Consider the following 21,520-nt stretch of genomic DNA (forward strand, 5'->3'; position numbering starts at 1 on the left):
GGAGATCCACCATGTTCGAGGACGGAATCGCCGTCATCGGCCTCGGCTACATCGGCCTGCCCACCTGCGCCGCCCTCACCCGCCACGGACTGCGGGTCACGGGCGTCGACGTCAACGAACGCACCGTCTCGGAGATCAACGCCGGACGCGTGCCCATCGTCGAGCCGAACCTCGACGTCGCGATCGCCTCGGCCGTCGCGGACGGCCTGCTCACGGCGACGACGACGATGCCGCACGCGTCCGTCTACCTCATCGCGGTGCCGACCCCGTTCATGGGCGACCACGAGCCCGACCTGCGGCACGTGCGCTCGGCGACCGAGGCGATCGCGCCGATGCTCCGTGGCGGGGAGGTCGTCATCCTCGAGTCGACGTCGCCTCCCGGGACGACCGAGCTGATCTCCGAGTGGATCTCGGACCTGCGCCCCGACCTCAAGCTGCCGCACCTGGGCGGCATCTCGGACGTGCACCTCGCACACTGCCCGGAGCGGGTCCTTCCCGGCCGGATCATGGTCGAGATCTTCTCCAACGACCGCATCGTCGGCGGTCTCTCGCCCGAGTGCGCGCTGCGCGCCGCGGAGGTCTACCGGCTCTTCGTCACCGGCGAGATCATCCTCACCGACGCGAAGTCCGCGGAGATGTCCAAGCTGACCGAGAACGCGTTCCGCGACGTCAACATCGCCTTCGCCAACGAGCTCGCCGAGATCTGCGAGCACATCGGCCTCGACGTCTGGGAGGTCATCTCGATGGCCAACCACCACCCCCGGGTCAACATCCTCCAGCCCGGCCCCGGCGTCGGCGGGCACTGCATCGCCGTCGACCCGTGGTTCATCGTGTCGGCGGCCCCCGAGCAGGCGCGGATCATCCGAGCCGCCCGGGAGACCAACGACGCCCGCCCGGGCACCGTCATCCGGAAGGTGTCCGACGCGCTCGTGGCCGCCGGCCGCGGGGACGGGCAGGGCGCGACGGTGGCCTGCCTCGGTCTCGCGTTCAAGGCCGACATCGACGACCTGCGCGAGTCGCCGGCCCTGCTCATCACCGAGACCCTCGCCGCCGAGCTCCCCGGCACCCGGGTCCTCGCCGTCGAGCCGCACGTCGGCGCATTGCCCCCGGCCCTGGCCGCCCTGCCGAACGTCGAGCTCGCCGCGACCGGACAGGCCATCGACGAGGCGGACGTCGTCGTCCTCCTCGTCGACCACGCCGCCTTCCGGTCCATCAGCCTCGGCGACCTCCGCGGTCGCGAGCTCGTCGACACCCGCGGCCTCTGGCGCTGAAGGAGATCAGGACATGAGCACTGCACTGCCCACGGCCCGACACCGCGTCATGACCGTCTACGGGACCCGACCCGAGGCGATCAAGATGGCCCCGCTCGTGGCGGCCCTCGAGGCCGACGAACGCATCGAGCCGGTCGTGGCCGTGACCGGCCAGCACCGCGAGATGCTCGACCAGGTCAACGCGCTCTTCGGGATCCGTCCGGCCCACGACCTCGACCTCATGGCCCCGGGGGCGACGCTCGCCGAGATCACGGCCCGCACGGTCCTCGCCACCTCGGCCCTGCTGCGGGAGACCCGCCCCGACGTCGTCGTCGTCCAGGGCGACACGACGGCGGTGCTCGCGACGGGGCTGGCCGCCTTCTACGAGCACATCCCCGTCGTGCACCTCGAGGCGGGCCTACGCACGGGTGACGTGCGCTCGCCCTTCCCCGAGGAGGCCAACCGGCGCCTCACCGCGCCGCTCGCCGACCTGCACCTCGCCCCGACGGCGACGTCCAGGGCGAACCTCGTGCGCGAGTCGATCGACGCGAGCCGCGTGCCCGTCACCGGCAACACCGTCATCGACGCGCTCCAGTGGACGACCGCCCAGCCCGTCGAGTTCGTGGACCCTCGGGTGGCCGAGGCCGTCGAGGACGCGGCGGGTGGGCGCGACCTGCTCCTCGTCACCTCCCACCGCCGTGAGTCGTGGGGTCCCCGGATGGTCGAGACGATGACGGCGATCCGCGACCTCGCGCTCGACCGGCCCGACCTGCAGGTCCTCCTGCCGATGCACCGCAACCCGATCGTCCGCGACGTCATCGAGCCGCTTCTCGGGTCGCTCGACAACGTGCTGCTCACCGAGCCGCTCGACTACCACCAGTTCGCGCACGCCCTCGCCGGCACGACCGTCGTCCTCACCGACTCGGGCGGCGTGCAGGAGGAGGCCCCGAGCCTCGGCAAGCCGGTGCTCGTCATGCGCGACACGACCGAGCGGCCCGAGGCCGTCGAGGCCGGGACGGTCCGCCTCGTCGGCACCGACGGCGCGACGATCCGCGCCGCCGTCGAGGAGCTGCTCGACGACGCCGGCGCCTACGCCGCGATGGCGAACGCCGTGAACCCCTACGGCGACGGTCGGGCCGCCGAGCGGTCGGTCGCCGCCATCGCCGAGCTGCTCGGCCTCGGCCACCGGGCCCCGGACTTCGACCCGATCGAGTCCGCGCGGGAGGCTGTGACCGACAGCGACTCCCGACTGGTCCGTGTCTGACCGCCGACGCCACGACGTCGTCGTCGTGGGGCTCGGCTACGTCGGCCTCCCGCTCGCGCAGGCAGCGGTCGGCGCGGGCCTGTCCGTCGTCGGTCTCGACGCCAGCGCCGTCGTCGTGGCCTCCCTCGCGAACGGCCGCTCGCACGTCGACGACCTGACCGACGAGGACGTGACGAAGATGCTGGGCGCCGGCTTCGAGCCGACGACCGACCCGACCTGCCTCGCCGAGACCAGCGCGGTCGTCGTCTGCGTGCCGACGCCGTTGGGCGACGAGGGCGGCCCCGACCTCGCCGCCGTCCGGGCGGCCACGACCGACCTCTCCCGACACCTGACCCGCGACACGCTCGTCGTCCTCGAGTCGACGACCTACCCGGGCACGACCGACGAGGTGGTGCGCCCGATCCTCGAGACGTCGGGGCTGCGCGCCGGGGTGGACTTCGCCCTCGCCTTCTCGCCGGAGCGCGTCGACCCGGGCAACACGGCATACGGCATCGGCAACACCCCGAAGGTCGTCGGCGGGCACACGCCCGCGTGCACTGAGGCGGCCTGCGCCTTCTACTCACGCTTCGTCGACACCGTCGTGCCGACACGGGGCACCCGCGAGGCCGAGACGGCCAAGCTGCTCGAGAACACCTACCGCCACATCAACATCGCGCTCGTCAACGAGATGGCGCGCTTCTGCCACGACCTCGACATCGACCTGTGGGAGGTCATCGCGGCAGCGCGGACGAAACCCTTCGGCTTCCAGGCGTTCTACCCGGGCCCGGGCGTCGGCGGCCACTGCATCCCGATCGACCCGAACTACCTCTCGCACAACGTGCGCACGCGGCTCGGCTACCCCTTCCGCTTCGTCGAGCTCGCCCAGGAGATCAACGCCTCGATGCCGGCCTACGTGGCGCGCCGGGTGCAGGACGCACTCAACGAGGACGGCAAGGCGCTGCGCGGGGCGCAGGTGCTGCTGCTCGGCGTGACGTACAAGGCCGACATCGCCGACCAGCGCGAGTCGCCCGCCGTCCCCGTCGCCCGACGCCTCCTCGAGCAGGGGGCACGCCTGTCGTTCCACGACCCCCTCATCGAACACTGGGACGAGCTGGAGCCCGAGCTCGGGGGTGCCGCCGTCTCGGTGCCGCACCTCGAGGCCGCCGTCGCCGACGCCGACCTCGTCGTGCTGCTGCAGCGCCACCGGGACTACGACGTGGACGCGCTCGCGCGGGCGTCGCGCCGCTTCCTCGACACCCGCGGCGTCGTCACACCCAGCGAGCACGTTGAGCGTCTCTGACGCCTCCTCCGTTGCGGCGCAATGGTCCCGGGCCCCACGACGGTCCGGCGTCCTTGGCTCGGGCGACGTATCGACACGACGGCGACCTCCACGCCCCCGACGACGACCGCCTCGCCCACCTCGACGCTGCCGCCGACCTGCATCACCTCGAGCAACTACGACCACGTCGTGGCCGGGCGGGCCTACCAGTCGGCTGGTTACGCGTACGCCCTCGGCTCGAACCAGAACCTCGGACTCGACAACACCTTCTACACGGCCACGCTCAAGCAGTCCTCCCCCGGCTACTGGGAGAGGTGCCGAGCGGGCTCAGTTGAGCTTGCGGGTGCCCTCGGGCAGCACGCCACCGGCGTAGACGTCCTCGGCGAGCCGGGCCAGAGCGGTCAGGGCGACGTTCTGGCTCCACGGCCCGTAGGACACGCGGGCGACGCCGAGGCGCTGCAGGGTCGCGAGGTCGAGGGAGCCCGGGACGGCGATGACGGTGAGCTTCTGCGGCCCCAGCTCCTCGACGAGCCGGCTCACGGTCGGTTCGTCGAGCTTGCCGGGGACGAAGAACGTCGAGGCGCCGGCGTCGAGATAGGCGCGGCCCCGCTCCACGGCGTCGGTGAGCACGTCGGCCGGGTCGCGGTCGCCGGCCTTGACGTAGGCGTCGGTGCGGGCGTTGAGGACGAAGGGGATGCCGGCCCGCTCACCGGCGGCGACGGCAGCCTCGACGGCCCGGACGGCGTCCGGCAGCGCCTTCATCTGGTCCTCGAGGTTGGCGCCGACGATGCCGACGTCGATGGCGCGGGCCACCGTCTCGCCCGCGTCGCCGTAGCCGGCCTCGAGGTCGGCCGTGACCGGCAGGTCGACGGCGGCGGCGATGCGGCCGACGGCCTCGATCATGAGATCGCGCGGGATCTGCTCGCCGTCGGGGTAGCCGTACGACGCTGCGATCGAGTGGCTCGCCGTGGCGAGCGCCTTCGTGCCGGGGGTGTCGGCGACGACGCGGGCCGTGATGACGTCCCAGACGTTGACGACGAGCAGCAGCTCGGGGTCGCGGTGTAGGCGCTGGAGCTCCTGGGCCTTGGCAGCGGTGTCCATCTCGGGTCCTCTCGGTCGTGGTGCTCGACGAGTTGGACGTACCCGGACGCGACGGGGCACCGACGGCCCGTTCGCGGCTAGCATCGCGACGTGATCGGGTCGTACGCGTCCGCCGGAGCCTGGGGTGCCCGCTACGGTCCCGTGCTCATCCGGCGGATGCTCGACCGCGAGCGTTCCGGCACCTACGTGGTGCTCGTGCTCGCCGAGCTCGCCCTCGTCGCCGCTTTCGCGGGCGTGCTCGTGGCACTGCTCATCGTGACCCGGGACGAGCCGCTCTGGCTGCGCGCACTCGGCGTCGGCACCGTCGCGATGGCCACGTGCGGCGCGGTCGTGTGGGTCGTCGAGGCGGCCGCGCGTTGGTCGTGGAGCGTGCGTCGCCCGGAACGGCTCGTCCTCGCGGCAGCGCCGTCCGGTGCCGCTTCGACCGCCGTCCTCCGCTCACGCGGGTCGTTTGCGACGCCGCTCACCAACGCGATCCTCGTGACGGCGTGGTGCGCCTTCATGGTCGTGCTCACCGCGCCCGTGCCCTGGGCAGCCGTGGTCTTCGGCCTCGCCACGCTCGCCTCCTGTGCCCGGCTGGCGCCCTTCGCCCTGGGTCGCGCCTCGGCGGGCGGGGTCTACCTGACGCCGACCGCGGTCGAGCTGCGCTGGGGCGTGCGGTCGGCGAGCGTGCCCTGGGAGACGGTGCGTGGCGCCCCCGACGACCTCGCACACGGCCTGGCCGGGGCGACCGACGCGACAGGTGACCGGGCCTTCCCGGTCGACGTGCCCCTCGACGTCACCGACCAGCCGTTCGCCGGTCGCGTCGCCGTCCCGGTCGCCTACCTGTGGCTGCGGGCGGACGAGCTCTCCGAGCTCATCGGGTGGTATGCCACCCAGCCGGCTCTGCGCGCACGTCTCGGCACGCAGGAGTCCCTGACCTGGCGGCCCACGGCGCCGAGCGCCGTGACGATGGCCGACGGCGACACCTTCTCCTGACCCGAGGTCAGCCGCGCGGTTGGCGGTGCTGCCTGGGTCCGATCCGGTAGGGCCGCATCATCTCGTTGTCCTCGTGCTCGACGATGTGGCAGTGCCAGACGAACTGGCCCGGGTTGCTGAACCTGGCCCGGATGCGCGTCACCTCGCCCGGGTAGGCGATGACGGTGTCCTTGACGCCGCTCTCCCACGCCTCGGGTGGGCGGGGATCGCCTGCCGGCCGGGACGGTGGTTCGGTCTCACCGGCCTCGTTGGTCACCAAGGCCTGCCGGTCGATCACCTCGAACGTCGTCTCGTGGACGTGCATGGGGTGGGCGTCAGCCGTGAAGTTGTGGAACTCCCAGATCTCGGTGTCTCCGACGCGAGGACTCTCGGTGACCGGGTCCGCCCACATGAGGTGCTCCGGGTGTCCCCCGCGGTCCACGGTGCCCAGCATCGCCTCGGCGGGTCCGTCCCAGGCGCTCGACATCATCTCGAGCAGGCCGAGTCGTCGGGTGCGTGTCTCGGCCGGCAGCGGCGCGAGGGCCGGCAGGCGCAGGAACCGGGGCGGTGTCGTCGGGTCGGGCCCAGTGGCGGGCACGACCCGGAACTGCAGGACCTGCCCGGTCGTGTCGGGGTCTGCCGCGTCGAAGTCGTCGTCCGGCTTGCCACCGCCGAAGGGCTCGTCGGGGCCGACGTTGGCCAGGACGTGCTTCCCGAGAGGCACCTGCGTGAAGTCGACGACGATGTCGGCGCGCTCGGCGAGGCCCATCAGGAGCCGGTTGTCGTGGTGCGCAGTGAGGTTCACCGGCGCAGCGAGGAAGCCGCCCTCGTTGCCGATGGCCCAGACCTCCACGCCGGGGATGTGGGCGAAGTCGAGGATGAGAAAGCGGGCCTGGCAACCGTTGAGGAAGCGGAACCGGTAGCGGCGCTGCTCGACGACCTGGAAGGGCCAGGTGTTGCCGTTGACCATGATCGTGTTGCCGAAGAACTCGGGGTTCCAGATGGGCGAGAGGTCCGTGTCCGGAACGAAGCCCGGGTCCGCCGCCGTGGCGCCGTCGAAGAACTCGCGGCTGTCGGGATAGAACAAGGAGCCGTCCTCCTCGAACGCCCGGTCCTGGATCGCGCGGGGGATCTCGTGGTACGTCCTGTTCGACGGGAACCGGTCCCCCTCCGCCGGAGCCGGACCGGGCAGCACGGCAGTCGTGCCGGAGCGGGCGTCGACGACAGCGTGGTCGCCGTGCGGTCCACCCCTGATGAGGAAGAACCCGGCAGGTCCCGCGTACACGTTGAGGCGCGTCATGCCCAGGGTGTGGTCGTGGTACCAGAGGGTGGACGCGCGTTGGTCGTTCGGGTACTCGAAGACGGCGTAGCCCGGGCCCCACCCAGTGCCGAACTTTCGGGCTGCCTTGTCCCTGAAGAAGGCGTACCAGGTGCCCTCGGTCGCGTGCCCGGTCGGTAGGTTGTCAGCATCCGGCAGGAACCACGCTTCCGGGTAGCCGTCGCTCTCGTCACCGACCCCGACCGCTCCGTGGAGGTGGGTCACCATGGGCACGGGGCCGGTGTAGCGCCCCGGCGTCTGCTGGAAGTCCGGGCGGGTGTCGCGTCCGACAACGCCACCGGGCGGGTTGGCCCAGTGCAACGTCGGGTCGACCGGCAGCAGGTGGGGCAGGTAGTTCCCAGCGGTGTCCACGAGACCGTTGACCCACTTGACCCGCACCGGACGGTCCCAGCGCGCCTCGATGGTCAGCGACGGGGCGTGATGCAGCAACAGCCCCTTCTTGCTGGCAGAGGTCACGGCGCCGTAGCCCCACACCGTCGTCGCGGGCAGGCCGGCGGGAAGGACTTGCTGGGAGAACTGCGTCACGGAGATCTCGTAGTAGTCGGCCGGTTTACCACCCCTGCGCTTGATGGTGCCTGCGCGCGGCATCACCGGCGGTATGAGCAGCGGTGTCACGAACTTCGGCACGGTCGCGGGATCCAGCCTGCCGCCTGACACGGCGGCAACAGCCCGTCTCGTGCCATCGGGTGCGTAGGCGTAGAGGACGAATCCCGCACCCGCGACGCCCGCGGCCCTGATGAAGCTGCGCCGGCTCAGCTGCCGTCTGTCACGTGCGTCCTGCATCGTTCTCACCGTCCAGCTCGGCGACAACCCGCGGACGGAGTGGACCCCGCCTGCGCTCGGTGACCGCCTGGGGCGCCGTGCCCCCTTCCGTCCACCGTCGCACCGCGTCAGTCCCGAAACCGGCGAATCAGGGAAGTTGCTGTGAGATCCATGAGACACGCTCATGGCGGATTCCCTGTCTTACCAGCAGGATCCCGACATTTCGCGGTCAGCAACCGACGCTGCGGCGCGTCAACGGCGGAGGCGCAGTCCCCGCGGTGTCATGTGGAAGCCGGCCTGCGACAGCGCCTGCACGAGCGGGTGGTCGGAGCCGAGCACCGAGGCCCCGTCGGCCTTCTCGACGGTGAGGCGTCCGAGCGCTCCCTCGCGCACCGCGAGGGCCAGCGCGTCGGCCGCCGCCTGGAGGTGCTCTGGGTCGTCGGACCAGCAGAGCATCGTCTTGCCGCCGCGCTCGACGTAGAGGACGAGCTCGCCGTCGACGAGGACGACGAGCGCCCCGGCCTTGCGGCCGGGCTGGTGGCCCTTGCGGCGAGACGCCTGCGGGGACTCCGCTGGCTCATCAGCGGCGTCGGTGAGCCCGCGCTCGGGCCAGCCGATGGCGGCACCGTAGGGGTTGGCGGGGTCGCTCGCGGCGAGGACGAGGGCCGGCGGCCCGGTGCGCTCACGCCCGGCCGCAGAGTCCTGGGCCCCCGCACCGGGCAGACGTGACATCGACCTGAGCCGGTCGACGGCCCCCGTCGAGGCGAACTGCGAAGCGCCCAGGCCCTCCACGAAGTAGCCGCGCCGGACCTTGCCCGCCTCCTCGGCCGCGGCGAGCACGCGGTAGACCGCCGCGAAGCCGCCCGGGACGTCCTCCGTGACGACCGACCCGCGGGTCAGCACGCCGTAGCGGTCGAGGAGCAGCTCGGCGTTGGTGACGGCCCGGACCGTCGGGTCGGACTCGGCGGGCGGCAGCGACGTCCAGCGACCGACGCCGGTCGACGGCCCGGACCCGACCGCGCGACCTGCGGCCAGCGCCTTGCCCGTCGCAGCCTCCTCGGCGGCCTCGACCTGGGACGGGCTCGTGCCGGTGAGGGGACCGCGCAGGGAGCCGAAGCGGCCGAGTGAGCCGCGCCGGGCGGCATACCTGCTCGACCGGGGTCCGGAGGTCGTGCGCTTGTGGGCGGTGCGGCCACCGGCGAGGAGGGCACGCAGCGGCGCGATGGTGTCGTTGGTGACGCGCCCCGACCACAGCAGCGACCACAGCGCGTCGTTGAGCTCGGTGTCGCCGAGTCCGACCCGCGTCGAAAGGGCCCGGAAGAAGTACGCGCCACCGCCCTCGAGCGCCTCGAGGACGGCCTGCTCCTCGTCGGTGAGGTCGACGACCTCGGGCGGGGTCAGCGTCAGGTGCGCGGCGTCGGCGAGGTGGAGGCTGACCCAACCGTCGTCACCGGGCAGCGAGCCGTGGCCGCGCCAGACGACCTCGCCCGAGCTCATCACCTCGTCGAGCAGCGCCGGGCGGTAGTCGGCGACGCGCGCAGGAAGCACGAGCGACTCGACGGCGCTCGCCGGGACGACCGCACCGGTCAGCTGCTCGACGGCACGGAGCAGGCCCTCTCGGCCGCGCAGGCCGCCACCGACGCCCTGCCACTGCGGGAGGAAGCGGGCGAGATCGGGCTGGGCGACCGGCTCGACCTCGTGGCGCAGCGCGGCGAGCGAGCGGCGCCGGAGCAGCCGGAGCACCTCGGCGTCGCAGAACTCGGGGCCGTGGCCGCCGCCGTTCTCGGTGGGGAGCAGCTCGCCCTCGACGACCCGACCGGCCGAGACGAGACGGCGCAGCGCGTCGTGGACGACCGCGGGACCCACGCCCCACCACGCGGCGACGGTCTGGACCGCGAAGGGCCCGTGGGTGCGGGCGAAGCGCGCGACGAGGTCGGCGAGCGGGTCGGGCACCGGGTCGAGGAAGGCCTGCGGAACGCCGACCGGCAACGCGGTGCCGAGGGCGTCGCGCAGCCGCGCGGCGTCCTCGATGGCGGCCCAGCGCTCGTCGCCGCCGACGCGCACGGCGATGACGCGACGGGCCGCCTCGAGCTCGGCGAGGGCCGCCTCGACGGTCGACGGCTCGAAGCCCTCGGCCGCACGGGCGACGATGTCGCGCACCGACAACGGGCCGAGCACCCGGAGCAGGTCAGCGACGTCCTCGCCGTCACGGGCACCCCGCTCGGGCGTCAGCCGCTGGAGCTCGGCCTCGGTGCGTGCGACGGCCTCGGGGTCGAGCAGGTCACGCAGCGCGAGCGCCTCACCCTGACCGAGCAGCTCGGAGAGCAGCGACGGGTCGAGCGCGAGGGCGGCGGCCCGGCGCTCGGCCAGCGGCGAGTCGCCCTCGTAGAGGTACTGCGCGACGTAGCCGAAGACGAGCGACTTGGCGAACGGGCTGGGCTGGCTCGACTCGACGTCGACGACCTTGACCGCGCGCGAGCGGATGTCGCCCATGAGCTCGACGAGACCCGGCACGTCGAAGACGTCTTGGACGCACTCGCGCACGGCCTCGAGGACGATGGGGAAGCTGGGGTACTGGCTCGCCACCTCGAGCAGCTGGGCGGCACGCTGCCGCTGCTGCCAGAGCGGCTGGCGCTTGTCGGGTCGGCGGCGGGGCAGCAGGAGCGCCCGCGCCGCGCACTCCCTGAACCGCGCTGCGAACAGGGCCGATCCGCCGATCTCCTGCGTCACGAGCTCGCTCACCTCCTCGGGCTCGAGGGTGACGAGCTCGACGAGCTGCTGACCGACGGCAGCGCCGTCCTCGAACTCCAGGTCGGGCAGGCGGAAGACGATGCCGTCGTCGCCGTGCATGGCCTGGACGTCGATGCCGAAGCGCTCGCGCATGCGTGCGGCGACGCAGAGCGCCCACGGTGCGTGGACCTGGCCGCCGAAGGGCGAGAGCACCGCGACACGCCAGTCGCCGATCTCGTCACGGAAGCGCTCGACGACGATGGTGCGGTCGTCGGGGACGTGCCGCGTCGCCTCCTTCTGCTCCGTGAGGTAGCCGATGAGGTTGTCGGCGGCCCACTCGTCGAGCCCGGCGGCGGTGACCCGCGCGCGGGCCCGCTCGGGCGTCAGGCCCACGATCTCGCGGACGAACCCGCCGAGGGCGCGCCCCAGCTCGGCCGGCCGGCCCTGCTGGTCGCCCTTCCAGAAGGGCAGCTTGCCCGCCTGTCCCGGCGCGGGCGTGACGAGGACGCGGTCGTGGGTGATGTCCTCGATGCGCCACGTCGACGTGCCGAGGGTGAAGACGTCGCCGACCCGCGACTCGTAGACCATCTCCTCGTCGAGCTCGCCGACCCGGCGACCGGGCCCCTCACCGGACGCGAGGAACACGGCATACAACCCCCGGTCTGGGATGGTGCCGCCGCTCGTGACGGCGAGGCGCTGGGCGCCCCGGCGGCCGGAGAGCGTGTCGGTGACGCGGTCCCAGACGATGCGCGGGCGCAGCTCGGCGAACTCGTCGGACGGGTAGCGGCCGGCGAGCATGTCGAGCGTGGCCTCGAGGACCGAGCGCGGGAGGGAGGCGAAGCTCGCGGTGCGGTGCACGAGCGCCTCGACGTCGGCGACGGTCCAGTCGTCCATGGCGCACATCGCGACGACCTGCTGGGCCAGCACGTCGACGGGGTTGGCGGGGACGCGCAGGGACTCGATGGCGCCGGCGCGCATGCGCTCGACGACGACGGCGGTCTGCACGAGGTCGCCGCGGAACTTCGGGAACATGACGCCCTGGCTGACGGCACCCACCTGGTGGCCCGCCCGACCCACGCGCTGGAGCCCGCTCGCCACCGACGGCGGGCTCTCGACCTGGATGACGAGGTCGACGGCCCCCATGTCGATGCCGAGCTCGAGGCTGCTCGTCGCGACGACGGCCGGGAGGCGCCCGGCCTTGAGGTCCTCCTCGATGGTGGCCCGGTGCTCCTTGCTCACCGACCCGTGGTGAGCACGGGCGAGCACCGCCGGCGCCCCGCGAGAGACCCCCGCCTGGGCCATGACCTGAGCGGGCGGCCGCGTCGAGAGGGCAGCGAAGCTGGGGACCGGGAGGTCCTCCTGCTCGGCGAGCCGCTCCTCCCAGATCTCGTTGAGGCGCGAGGTGAGCCGCTCGGCGAGGCGGCGCGAGTTGGAGAAGACGATCGTGGAGCGGTGCTCGGCGATGAGGTCGACGATGCGCTCCTCGACGTGCGGCCAGATGCTCGCCTGTGGCGCCTGGCCCGCGGCCGGACCCGAGAGGTCGGGCACGCCGGGCGAGATCTCGGCCGGCGCGCCGCCCAGCTCGCCCATGTCGGGGACCGGCACGACGACCTCGAGGTCCCACTGCTTCGTCGACTCCGGCTGGACGATCTCGACCGGGCGACCGCCCGCGAGGTAGCGCGCGACCTCCTCGACGGGACGCACCGTCGCCGACAGGCCCACCCGCTGGGCGGGGGTGGGCAGGAGCGCGTCGAGGCGCTCGAGGCTGAGGGCGAGGTGGGCCCCCCGCTTGGTGCCCGCAACGGCGTGGACCTCGTCGATGATGACCGTCTCGATGCCCTTGAGCGCCTCGCGCACCGACGAGGTGAGCATGAGGAAGAGCGACTCGGGCGTCGTGATGAGGATGTCGCTGGGCGTGCGGGCGAAGGCCCGGCGCTCGTTGGCCGGGGTGTCGCCCGAGCGGACGCTGACGGTGATGTCGGGCGGCGCGAGCTCGAGCCGCGTCGCGGCGTGGCCGATGCCGACGAGGGGCGCGCGGAGGTTGCGCTCGACGTCGACCGCGAGCGCCTTCATCGGCGAGACGTAGAGGACACGGCACCGCTCGAGCCGCTCCTCGGGGACCGGCTGGCTCGCCATCCGGTCGATGGCCCAGAGGAAGGCCGACAGGGTCTTGCCGGAGCCCGTCGGGGCGACGACGACGGTGTGGTGGCCCGAGCTGATCGCGTCCCACGCGCCCGCCTGGGCGGTCGTGGGCGCGCTGAAGCTGCTCCTGAACCACTCTGCGGTCGCCGGAGAGAATCGGTCGAGCACGTCGGCCCGCTTGCCCTTCGCCATCGGGGTCAGCCTGCCATCCCCTGCCGACACCACAAGGCCGCGGCTACGCGGGCGGTCCGGCGCGGCACCTGCGTGGAGGACTGGGACAGGCCCGTCGGTCCCTTCGCACCACACGGCACACGAGCACATACGCCGTGTGGCCTCAGCGCCTCACCTCGCGGCGCGAGCCGTCGAGGCGACGCGTCCAGCCTCGACGGTCGAGGTGCTCGAGCAGCGGGATGACGATGCGACGCGTGCTGTCCAGGGCCTGACGGGCCTCGCTCGTCGTGAAGGGCTGGGGCAGCGCCGCGAGCTCGCGCATGGCGAGGGCCGGCGCATTCGGGAGCAGGACGACGTCACCGGGCAGCCGCAGGATGCGTCCGATGCCCTCGGCGGCGGCAAGCTCGCGTGCCCCGAGCCCGGCGGCGTCGAGCTCGTGCTGCTCCGGCGCTGCGAACGGCTTCTGCCGCAAGCGCGCCTCGATCCTGCTCAGCCCGGCCTCGGCCCCGCTGGACAGGACGGCCGATCGTCCGGGCAGCCCGACCCGACCGTCACGGACCTCGATCCCGGCGGTGGCGGCGAGGTCGCTCACGAGCGCACGGTCCGGCACGCCCGCTACGGCTCGGGCCGCCTCGAGGGCGAGCACGGGGTCGATCGGCGCAGTGTCGGCCCGCGCCTGGACGGCCGTGCGCAGGCGGACCGACGCCGCCTGCCACGCCTCGTCGTCGACGAGCCAGACGCCCCGTCTGGCGACGGTCGCGCCGGGTCGGTCACCGGGCGGCACGACGATCCCGAGCGCCTCGGCCTCGGACCCGCGCATCCATCCGCGGCGCGCGACCTCACGGGCGAGGTCGGGCGCACCGTCGAGGCTGCGGACCACCTCGGCCCGCCGGGCGGCCGAGCCACGTCGGTCGAGCACGGGCGGGTCTGCGTCCACGACGACAGCACCCACGACCCGGCGTGAGCCGGGATCGCGCAGCAGGATGCGATCGCCCGCGACCACGGGCAGCGCGGCCGGGAGGGCGAGACGCACTGCGCCCGCACCGAGGGGGCGCACCCTCGCCTCCACGGCGAGCGTGCCGACGTGGAGCATGACGTGCGACGGGAGCGGGTCCGGCTCGGGCACACCCGCATCGGCACTCACGGCAACGGGATCGACGGCACGGACGACACGGGCGTCGAGGGTCGTCGTGACGTGCCATGAGCGGGGCGTCAGCAGCACGTCCCCGCGCGCCACGTCGCCGACGCCGACGCCGCGTAGGTTGACCGCCACCCGTGCCACGGCCGACACCGCGTCACGGGCGCGGCCGAGGCTCTGCAGCCCGCGGACGCCGACGGACTGTGATGTGCCGTCGGTGCGGTGGACGACGAGCTCGTCGCCGACCCGGATCGTCCCGGCGCCCAGGGTGCCCGTCACGACGGTGCCGCTGCCGCGGACCGAGAACGACCGGTCGACCCACAGGCGCATGCGGGCGTCCCGGTCGGGGGCCGGCAGAGACGCGACGAGGTCGTCCAGGGCGCCGCGGAGGGCGTCGAGCCCCTGGCCGGTGCGGGCCGACACCGCGAGCGCCGCGCTACCGGCGAGGCTGGTGCGTCCGACCTGCGCGAGCGCCTCCGCGACGGCCGGGCCCGGGTCGGCGAGGTCGCTGCGGGTCACGACGACCAGCCCGCGTGAGATGCCGAGCGCATCGACGGCCGCGAGGTGCTCGGCCGACTGGGGACGCCACCCCTCGTCGGCAGCCACGACGAGGACGACGGCGGGCGCCGGCCCCAGGCCGGCGAGCATGTTGCCGATGAAGCGCTGGTGGCCCGGCACGTCGACGAAGGCGACGTCGGCGCCCGAGGCGAGGGTCGTCCACGCGTACCCGAGGTCGATCGTCATGCCGCGCCGACGCTCCTCGGCCCACCGGTCGGGCTCGATCCCGGTGAGCGCGCGCACGAGCGTGGACTTGCCGTGGTCGACGTGTCCGGCCGTCGCGATGACGTGCACGGTCAGGCGCCGCTCGGGTGGTCGACGTCGCGGGCTGCGAGGACGGCTCGCTCGACGTCGGCGTCCCGCTCCGGCGGCACGCAACGCAGGTCGACGAGGCAGCGGCCGCGCTCGACGCGGGCCACGACTGCGGTCTCGCCGCGCCTCAGTCGCTCGGCGCAGTCCTCCGGCAGTGCGACGGCCCAGCCGGGCAGGGGCAGGCCGGGGGCCCCGCCGCCACCGACGCGCCCCTCGACCGGGACGACCTCGCCCCCCACTGCCGCGGCGAGTCGCTCGGTGCGCGAGCGCAAGCGGTCGAGGTCCACGTGGAGGTAGTCGGCGACCGGCGGCGCCGGCCCTCGCAGGGTCGCCTCGAGGGCGGCCAGGGTCAGCTTGTCGACCCGCAGTGCACGAGCCAACGGATGGCGTCGCAGCCGCTCGACCGTGGCGGCCTCGCCGAGGACGAGACCCGCCTGCGGGCCGCCGAGCAGCTTGTCGCCGCTCGCCGTGACGACGGTCGCGCCGTCAGCGAGCGCCGTGCTCGCGTCGGGCTCGTCGGGGAGCATCGGGTCGGGCCGCAGCAGCCCGCTGCCGATGTCGACCACGACGGGGGCGCCCAGCGTCGCGAGCTCGCGGACGGACGCGGCGCTCGTGAAGCCGTCGACGCGGAAGTTGCTCGGGTGCACCTTGAGGATGCACCCGGTGCCCGGACCGAGGGCGGCGGCGTAGTCCGAGAGCCGGGTGCGGTTCGTCGTACCGACCTCGCGCAGGCGCGCGCCGGTCGAGGCGATGAGGTCGGGCAGCCGGAAGCCGTCCCCGATCTCGACCATCTCGCCGCGGCTGACCAGCACGTCCCGGCCCGCAGCCAGGGCGGTCGTGGCCAGGACGAGCGCTGCCGCGCCGTTGTTGACGACGAGCGCGTCGCCCGCAGCCGGCACGGCCGACCGGAGCGCCTCGAGGGTCCCGCGCCCGCGGCGGGCCCGCGCCCCGGTGGCGATGTCGTACTCGACGTCGACGTAGGCCGCGGCCGCCACGACCGCGTCCACGGCGGCGTCGGACAGCGGCGCCCGTCCGATGTTGGTGTGCACGACGACACCGGTGGCGTTGAGGAGCGGCCGGAGGGTCGTGCTCCTGGTCGGGAGGGCCTCTCGCGCCGCGGCGACCACGTCGCCCGGGGCGATCTCGCCGCTGCGGGCCCGCGACTGCGCCGAGCGGACCGCCGTCTTGACCGTCGCCGCGCCGTGTCGCGCCACGGCGGCGACGAGGTCGGGGTGGGCCATCAGGACGTCGGTGCGCGGTACCGTCCGCCGCGGATCTGACTGCGCCACACCGACGTCCTCTCTCACGCACACTTGGCGGAGGTGGACGGGAATCGAACCCGCCAGACCGAGATGCTCGGTCTCACCGGTGTTGAAGACCGGGGGGACCACCAGGTGCCCAGACACCTCCACGGCCCACCGTACCCATCGCCCGCCCGCCGGGGACCAGTGGGCCGAGTGGCGTCGATCGGTCACTGGGCTCCGGGGCGGCCGGACGGCATGTGCCGGGAGTGGGGTAAGACTGCAGGCGTGGACACGGTGCGACTGACCCAGTACGCGCACGGCGGCGGCTGTGCGTGCAAGATCCCGCCCGGCGAGCTCGAGGACATGGTGCGCGGCCTCACCGGGATCGCCGGGGCCGACCTGCTCGTCGGCCTCGACGACGGCGACGACGCGGCCGCCGTGCTGGTGGCCGACGGCCTGGCGGTGCTCGCGACGGCCGACTTCTTCACCCCGGTCGTCGACGACGCCTACGACTGGGGTCGCATCGCCGCGGCGAACGCCCTGTCCGACATCTACGCGATGGGCGGCCGACCCGTGCTCGCCGTGAACCTCCTCGGCTGGCCACGGGACGTCCTGCCGCCCGAGCTGGCCGCGGAGGTCCTGCGCGGGGGACTCGACGTCGCGCGCCTCGCCGGCTGTCCCGTGGCCGGCGGCCACAGCATCGACGACCCCGAGCCGAAGTACGGCATGGCCGTGACGGGTGTCGCTGACCCGGATCGCTTGCTGCGCAACGACGCCGCCGTCGCGGGTCTGCCGCTCAGCCTGACCAAACCGCTCGGTGTGGGCGTCCTCAACAACCGGCACAAGGCGACGGGTGAGGTCTTCCCCGAGGCCGTCGCGTCGATGGTCGCTCTCAACGACGTCGCGAGCAGGCACGCCCTCGAGCGCGGCATCCGGGCGGCCACCGACGTCACGGGTTTCGGGCTGCTCGGCCACCTCTACAAGCTGGCCCGCGCGTCCGGGGTGACCGCCGTCGTCGACGCGTCCGCGGTGCCCTACCTCGACGGGGCGCGGGCGTCGCTGGCGGCGGGCTTCGTGCCCGGTGGGAGCCAGCGCAACCTCGACTGGGTGAGCCCGCACCTCGCGGCCTCGGTCGACCACGACGAGCTGCTGCTGCTTGCCGACGCGCAGACGAGCGGAGGCCTGCTCGTCGCCGGCGAGGTGCCCGGCGGGACCGTCATCGGTGAGCTCGTGCCGCGCGGCGAGCACGTGATGCAGGTCCGATGAGTCGGGTCGACGACCTCCTCGCCCGGGCGCGCTCGGGTCTCGAGCGACTCTCGCCGGAGCAGGCGTGGGACGAGACCCGGGCGGGTGCCCTGCTCGTCGACACGCGCACCCCGTCGCAGCGCACTCGACAGGGCGAGCTGCCGGGCGCGCTCGTCATCGACCGCACGGTGCTCGAGTGGCGTCTCGACCCCACGAGCCCGGCCCGGATCCCCGAGGCACACGATGACCTCCGGATCATCGTGATCTGCCGCCAGGGCTACAGCAGCTCGTTCGCAGCCGCGTCCTTGCAGGAGGTCGGGCTCGTCAGGTCCACCGACGTCGTCGGCGGGGTCGAGGCATGGCTGGCGGCAGGGTTGCCCCTGTCGCACGAGCCGGCCGACGTGCGTGAGTGACCACCGCGGTCAGCGGCGGGACGTGGTGCTGTCCGGTGCCCCGGCGGCCGAGCTCGCGGTCCGGGGTGCGGGCCTCTTCGTCAGCAGCGGCAGCGCCATGCCGACGAGCGCGATGGCGCCGACGACGGTGAAGCCGAGCGTGTAGGCCTTCTGCTCACCGATGAGTGAGGAGATGAGCAGCGGACCGACGATGCCACCGATGCTCCAGCCGATGAGCATCAGGCCGTAGATCGCACCCGCGTTGCGCACGCCGAAGAAGCGCCCCGCCGTCGACGGCATCGTGCCGAACGCGCCGCCGTAGCAGAGGTAGACGAGCGCGGCGAGGACGGCGAAGAGCGCCGGCGACGCGACGTGCGGGATGAGCAGCAGGCACACGCCCTGGATGCCGAGGATCCCCATGAAGGCCGGCATCTTGCCGATGCGGTCCGAGAGCCAGCCCCAGAGGATGCGACCGCCACCGTTGAAGAGGCCGAGCACGCCGACGAGGCTGGCAGCGGCAGCGGCGGAGTAGCCGGCGACGTCGCTCGCGCTGCCCGCGGCGACCGAGATGAGCGAGATGCCCGCCGTCACGCTGAGGGTGAGGATCGCGGTCAGGAGATACCACTGCTTGGTGTGCAGGGCCTCGTCCGCCGTGAAGTCCGCCTCGGGCACCGGGTCCTTCGTCCGCTCCCGGGCCCCGGGAGCCGCGGCCGGTGCAGCCATACCCGGCGGCAGGTAGCCCTCGGGTGGGTTGCGGAACAGGCTTGCTCCGAGGACGACCGCGACGAGGTAGCCGATGCCGAGGGGGAGGAACGCCTTGGTGGGCAGTGACGGGTCACCGGCGATGAGTCGCTGTCCCAAGGGCGCGGTGATGACGGCACCGAAGCCGAAGCCGGCCACCGCGATGCCGGTGATGAGACCGGGCTTGTCGGGAAACCACTTCTGCAGCATGGCGATCGGGACGATGTAGGCCATGCCGAGTCCGAACCCGCCGAGGATGCCGTAGCCAAGGATGAGCAGCCAGAACTGGTCCTTGCCGGCGAACGAGGCGAGGATGACGCCAAGGCTGTAGATGATGCCGCCGGTGAGGGCGACCGTGCGGGGGCCGCGGCGGTCCTGGATCCGGCCGCCGATGTAGCTGCCGACGAAGATCATCCCGATGGCGACCTCGAACGGGACGGAGGCCTGCGCCTTGGACCAGCCGAAGGCGTCCGGGCTCTGGATGGCCTTGGCAAAGACGCTCCAGGCGTAGACGGCGCCGATGGCGAGCTGCACGAGCACCCCCGCGACGAGGATGAGCCAACGGTTGCCGACGGGTGCGGCGGTGCTGTCGTTCCGAACCGCGCTGGTGCTCATGAGGCTCCCCTTCTCGTCCTGGTGGTGCTGGTGGCTCGCCGAGTCAGCGCGCTGTGGTGATCGAGTCGTCGACGACGCCGGCGGCCCGTCGCTTCTCGAGCCGCTCACGCTGTGGCTCGACGGTGTACTTCGGGTCGATCGCCGAGACCATGCCGGCCTCGAAGACGCCGAAGCGGGTGCAGACCGAAGCAGCCATGAGGGCTGCCCCGCTCAGCGCTGCGGTGACGCGGTTTCCCCCGAGCGCGACGGCGCCGACGGCCCCGCCGATCGTCAGGGCCCGGCTGGCCTTGAGCAGGCGCCCGGCCTTGCCGGTGCGGAGGGGCTCCGAGAGCGTCGGCCCGAGCTGGTCCTGCATGCGCTCGAAGGCCACGAGCTCGACGAGCGCACTGACTGCCGCCAGCTTGCGCGCCGGGCCGTTCTCGCGCGTGGGGACGGAGACGAGGGCGAGACCCGATGCGGCGAGGTTGGCGGAGCTGACGAAGACGAACGGCAGCTCGCGGTAGGACTCGTGCCATGTCGGGGTGGCCGTGTCGGCAAGGAGCACCGCCGTGTAGGCGGCAAGCGGTGGAGCGAAGAATGCAGACCCCACCGTGGCCGGCCCGTCCGCTAGTTTCAGCGCCTTGGACACGAGGGCGACGGCACCGCCGGACCTGCTTGGGTGAGAACGACGCTCGAGCATCGGCCGGCCGAGCTCGGTGGCGAGAGCCGCCCCCGCGAAGGTGCCGAAGGCCGTCAGGATCCACGAGCCGACCGACATCGGAGAGGTGAGCTTGACGGTGCGCATCATGTTGAGGGCACGGCTGGGCTTGCCGAGGTCCTTGGCGAGCGCCGCTCCGCCGAGCGCCGCGCCGGCCACGGCGCCGATGCGTCCGGCGCGCTGCAGCGCGGGGTAGCCACGAGCCGCACCGCCGGCGCCGAGCAGCGCGGACCCCGCGGCGATGCCGCCGAGGAAGAGGTATGCCGCGACCTCCTTCTCCCACGGCGCCGGCTTGACGATGTGGCGCCCGTAGTAGCTGTCGAAGCTGACGTCGGGGACCATGAGCGACTCGTCGCGGCGCCCCCTCCCGCGGCGACCGCCGCCGGCGTTGCCGAGACGGCGCGGTCGCTCCGGCGGGCGGTCGGCGTCGAACGGGTTGGTCGTCACTTCCGCCTCCCGACGAACGAGGCCGCTGCCATCGCGAGCATGGTGAGCCCCGCGTAGCCGGCCTTGCGGAACATGTCGGGCAGGTCGGCGGTGGTCACCCGTGGGTCCGGCGGCAGGCCGTAGACCTCGGGCTCGTCGAGGAGCAGGAAGGTCGAGCCGGTACCGCCGACACCGTCGTTCTCGTCGACGCCGTAGAGGCGCGCCTCGCTGTAGCCGAGTTCGTGCAGCTGCGCGACGCGGGCCCGGGCCGTCGCCCGCATCTCGTCGAGGTCGCCGAACTTGATGGACGTGGTCGGACACGCCTGGGCACAGGCGGGAGTCTGGCCGGCGCCGAGTCGGTCGTAGCAGAGGGTGCACTTCTGGGCGATGCCGACGTTCTTGACCTCGCCATTGGTCTCGGCGTGCGACGGAGGGTTCTGGTGCGAGCCACCGCCCGCATTGCCCGTTGCCCCGGTGCCTCCCGTGCCCCCTGATCCCTTGATGCTGATGCCGTGGGACTGCGGCCCCTTCTCGTGCCCCTCTTGACCGCTCCGGCGTTCGATGACCCCGAAGGGGCACGCTGCCACGCAGTAGCCGCAGCCGTTGCAGACGTCGTCCTGCACGACGACGGTCCCGAACTCGGTGCGGAAGAGCGCGCCGGTCGGGCACACGTCGAGGCAGGCGGCGTGGGTGCAGTGCTTGCAGACGTCGGAGGCCATGAGCCACCGCACGTCCGGCACGGGGGTGTCCGTCGGGCCGGGGCCGGCCGCCGCGCCGGGGAGCAGCTCCCCCGGCGGCGTCAGCGTCGCGGTCGCCGCGCCCCCGCCACCGGCGAGGGCGGCGTCGTCGTGTGAGCGCACCGACGGCATGCCGAGGGAGACGAGCTTGCGCCCCGACTCACGGGCCTGCTCGATGCGGTCGCTCGTCTGCTCGACGAAGGCGACGTGGCGCCACGTGCTCGCCCCGAGGGCTCCGGTGTTGTCGTAGGACTGGTTCAGCAGGTCGAGGCCGTCCTCGGGGACGCCGTTCCATTCCTTGCAGGCCACCTCGCACGCTTTGCACCCGATGCAGATCGAGGTGTCGGTGAAGAAGCCCTTGCGAGGCTCGTGCCGGTCCCAGGCGGCGTCGGCCGCCGGGTCGGTGGGGCCGGAGAGCTGGTTGCGCCAGAAGCCCATCGG

14 protein-coding genes and 1 tRNA gene are annotated in these 21,520 nt (G+C 73.1%); 6 read left to right on the forward strand and 9 right to left on the reverse strand.

The genetic code is table 11. The features are described from left to right. Positions 1-11: 11 nt before the first annotated feature. The 3 genes from wecC to AB4Z14_RS19955 are packed head-to-tail and all read left to right on the forward strand — an operon-like array spanning position 12 to position 3,793. Complete coding sequence (gene wecC / locus AB4Z14_RS19945) at positions 12-1,271, forward strand: UDP-N-acetyl-D-mannosamine dehydrogenase (protein WP_442276736.1); 1,260 nt, start codon at positions 12-14, stop codon at positions 1,269-1,271. A gap of 13 nt (positions 1,272-1,284) precedes the next feature. Then, positions 1,285-2,514, forward strand: a complete 1,230-nt coding sequence (gene wecB, locus AB4Z14_RS19950) for a non-hydrolyzing UDP-N-acetylglucosamine 2-epimerase (RefSeq protein ID WP_442276737.1) — start codon at positions 1,285-1,287, stop codon at positions 2,512-2,514. Further along, positions 2,507-3,793, forward strand: a complete 1,287-nt coding sequence (locus tag AB4Z14_RS19955) for a nucleotide sugar dehydrogenase (protein ID WP_442276738.1) — start codon at positions 2,507-2,509, stop codon at positions 3,791-3,793. Before wecB ends, AB4Z14_RS19955 begins: the two co-directional genes overlap by 8 nt. 306 nt (positions 3,794-4,099) lie before the next feature. Here the strand turns inward: AB4Z14_RS19955 and AB4Z14_RS19960 are convergent, their stop codons facing one another. Beyond that, positions 4,100-4,873: an isocitrate lyase/PEP mutase family protein gene (locus AB4Z14_RS19960; RefSeq protein ID WP_442276739.1), complete on the reverse strand. Its 774-nt coding sequence runs from the start codon at positions 4,871-4,873 to the stop codon at positions 4,100-4,102. A gap of 90 nt (positions 4,874-4,963) precedes the next feature. Between AB4Z14_RS19960 and AB4Z14_RS19965 the strand changes: the two genes are divergently transcribed. Beyond that, positions 4,964-5,851, forward strand: a complete 888-nt coding sequence (locus tag AB4Z14_RS19965; protein ID WP_442276740.1) for a hypothetical protein — start codon at positions 4,964-4,966, stop codon at positions 5,849-5,851. A 7-nt stretch (positions 5,852-5,858) separates the two neighbouring features. On the opposite strand, the gene AB4Z14_RS19970 is transcribed toward AB4Z14_RS19965, so the two are convergent. The 5 genes from AB4Z14_RS19970 to AB4Z14_RS19990 all read right to left on the reverse strand — a co-directional run bounded on the left by AB4Z14_RS19970 (position 5,859) and on the right by AB4Z14_RS19990 (position 16,392). Next, positions 5,859-7,952 carry a multicopper oxidase family protein gene (locus tag AB4Z14_RS19970; protein WP_442276741.1) on the reverse strand — a complete coding sequence of 698 codons (2,094 nt, stop codon included), beginning with the start codon at positions 7,950-7,952 and terminating at the stop codon, positions 5,859-5,861. Between the two features lie 231 nt (positions 7,953-8,183). Next, positions 8,184-12,995: an ATP-dependent helicase gene (locus AB4Z14_RS19975; protein ID WP_442276742.1), complete on the reverse strand. Its 4,812-nt coding sequence runs from the start codon at positions 12,993-12,995 to the stop codon at positions 8,184-8,186. A gap of 142 nt (positions 12,996-13,137) precedes the next feature. Next, positions 13,138-14,964, reverse strand: coding sequence for a selenocysteine-specific translation elongation factor (selB, locus tag AB4Z14_RS19980; RefSeq protein ID WP_442276743.1), 1,827 nt, complete (start codon positions 14,962-14,964; stop codon positions 13,138-13,140). 2 nt (positions 14,965-14,966) lie between these two features. Next, positions 14,967-16,271 carry an L-seryl-tRNA(Sec) selenium transferase gene (selA, locus tag AB4Z14_RS19985; RefSeq protein ID WP_442276744.1) on the reverse strand — a complete coding sequence of 435 codons (1,305 nt, stop codon included), beginning with the start codon at positions 16,269-16,271 and terminating at the stop codon, positions 14,967-14,969. A 25-nt stretch (positions 16,272-16,296) separates the two neighbouring features. Beyond that, positions 16,297-16,392: transfer RNA gene (locus AB4Z14_RS19990), tRNA-Sec, on the reverse strand. Positions 16,393-16,481: 89 nt separating this feature from the next. Between AB4Z14_RS19990 and selD the strand changes: the two genes are divergently transcribed. Beyond that, positions 16,482-17,492 carry a selenide, water dikinase SelD gene (selD, locus tag AB4Z14_RS19995; protein WP_442276764.1) on the forward strand — a complete coding sequence of 337 codons (1,011 nt, stop codon included), beginning with the start codon at positions 16,482-16,484 and terminating at the stop codon, positions 17,490-17,492. Beyond that, entirely contained in the window at positions 17,489-17,884 is a 396-nt protein-coding gene (locus AB4Z14_RS20000) for a rhodanese-like domain-containing protein (protein ID WP_442276745.1), read from the forward strand. Before selD ends, AB4Z14_RS20000 begins: the two co-directional genes overlap by 4 nt. 9 nt (positions 17,885-17,893) lie before the next feature. Here AB4Z14_RS20000 and AB4Z14_RS20005 read toward each other — a convergent pair whose 3' ends face one another. Genes AB4Z14_RS20005 through AB4Z14_RS20015 form a run of 3 tightly spaced genes read right to left on the reverse strand, consistent with a single transcriptional unit; the run spans position 17,894 to position 21,517 of the window. Further along, positions 17,894-19,219, reverse strand: a complete 1,326-nt coding sequence (locus tag AB4Z14_RS20005; RefSeq protein WP_442276746.1) for an L-lactate MFS transporter — start codon at positions 19,217-19,219, stop codon at positions 17,894-17,896. Positions 19,220-19,262: 43 nt separating this feature from the next. Next, positions 19,263-20,363, reverse strand: a complete 1,101-nt coding sequence (gene nrfD / locus AB4Z14_RS20010; protein ID WP_442276747.1) for an NrfD/PsrC family molybdoenzyme membrane anchor subunit — start codon at positions 20,361-20,363, stop codon at positions 19,263-19,265. Then, positions 20,360-21,517, reverse strand: a complete 1,158-nt coding sequence (locus AB4Z14_RS20015) for a 4Fe-4S dicluster domain-containing protein (protein ID WP_442276748.1) — start codon at positions 21,515-21,517, stop codon at positions 20,360-20,362. The genes nrfD and AB4Z14_RS20015 overlap by 4 nt, the downstream gene beginning before the upstream one ends. Between the last annotated feature and the right edge of the window lie 3 nt (positions 21,518-21,520).

Source organism: Terrabacter sp. 2TAF16, assembly GCF_052115065.1.
Classification (GTDB): domain Bacteria; phylum Actinomycetota; class Actinomycetes; order Actinomycetales; family Dermatophilaceae; genus Terrabacter.

What these genes read in the sequence shown, in the direction of transcription:
- wecC (WP_442276736.1), top strand. Translation starts at nt 12, where the DNA reads ATGTTCGAGGACGGAATCGCCGTCATCGGCCTCGGCTACATCGGCCTG.
- wecB (WP_442276737.1), top strand. Translation starts at nt 1,285, where the DNA reads ATGAGCACTGCACTGCCCACGGCCCGACACCGCGTCATGACCGTCTAC.
- AB4Z14_RS19960 (WP_442276739.1), bottom strand. Translation starts at nt 4,873, where the DNA reads ATGGACACCGCTGCCAAGGCCCAGGAGCTCCAGCGCCTACACCGCGAC.
- AB4Z14_RS19970 (WP_442276741.1), bottom strand. Translation starts at nt 7,952, where the DNA reads ATGCAGGACGCACGTGACAGACGGCAGCTGAGCCGGCGCAGCTTCATC.
- AB4Z14_RS19975 (WP_442276742.1), bottom strand. Translation starts at nt 12,995, where the DNA reads ATGGCGAAGGGCAAGCGGGCCGACGTGCTCGACCGATTCTCTCCGGCG.
- selD (WP_442276764.1), top strand. Translation starts at nt 16,482, where the DNA reads ATGTGCCGGGAGTGGGGTAAGACTGCAGGCGTGGACACGGTGCGACTG.
- AB4Z14_RS20000 (WP_442276745.1), top strand. Translation starts at nt 17,489, where the DNA reads ATGAGTCGGGTCGACGACCTCCTCGCCCGGGCGCGCTCGGGTCTCGAG.
- AB4Z14_RS20005 (WP_442276746.1), bottom strand. Translation starts at nt 19,219, where the DNA reads ATGAGCACCAGCGCGGTTCGGAACGACAGCACCGCCGCACCCGTCGGC.
- AB4Z14_RS20015 (WP_442276748.1), bottom strand. Translation starts at nt 21,517, where the DNA reads ATGGGCTTCTGGCGCAACCAGCTCTCCGGCCCCACCGACCCGGCGGCC.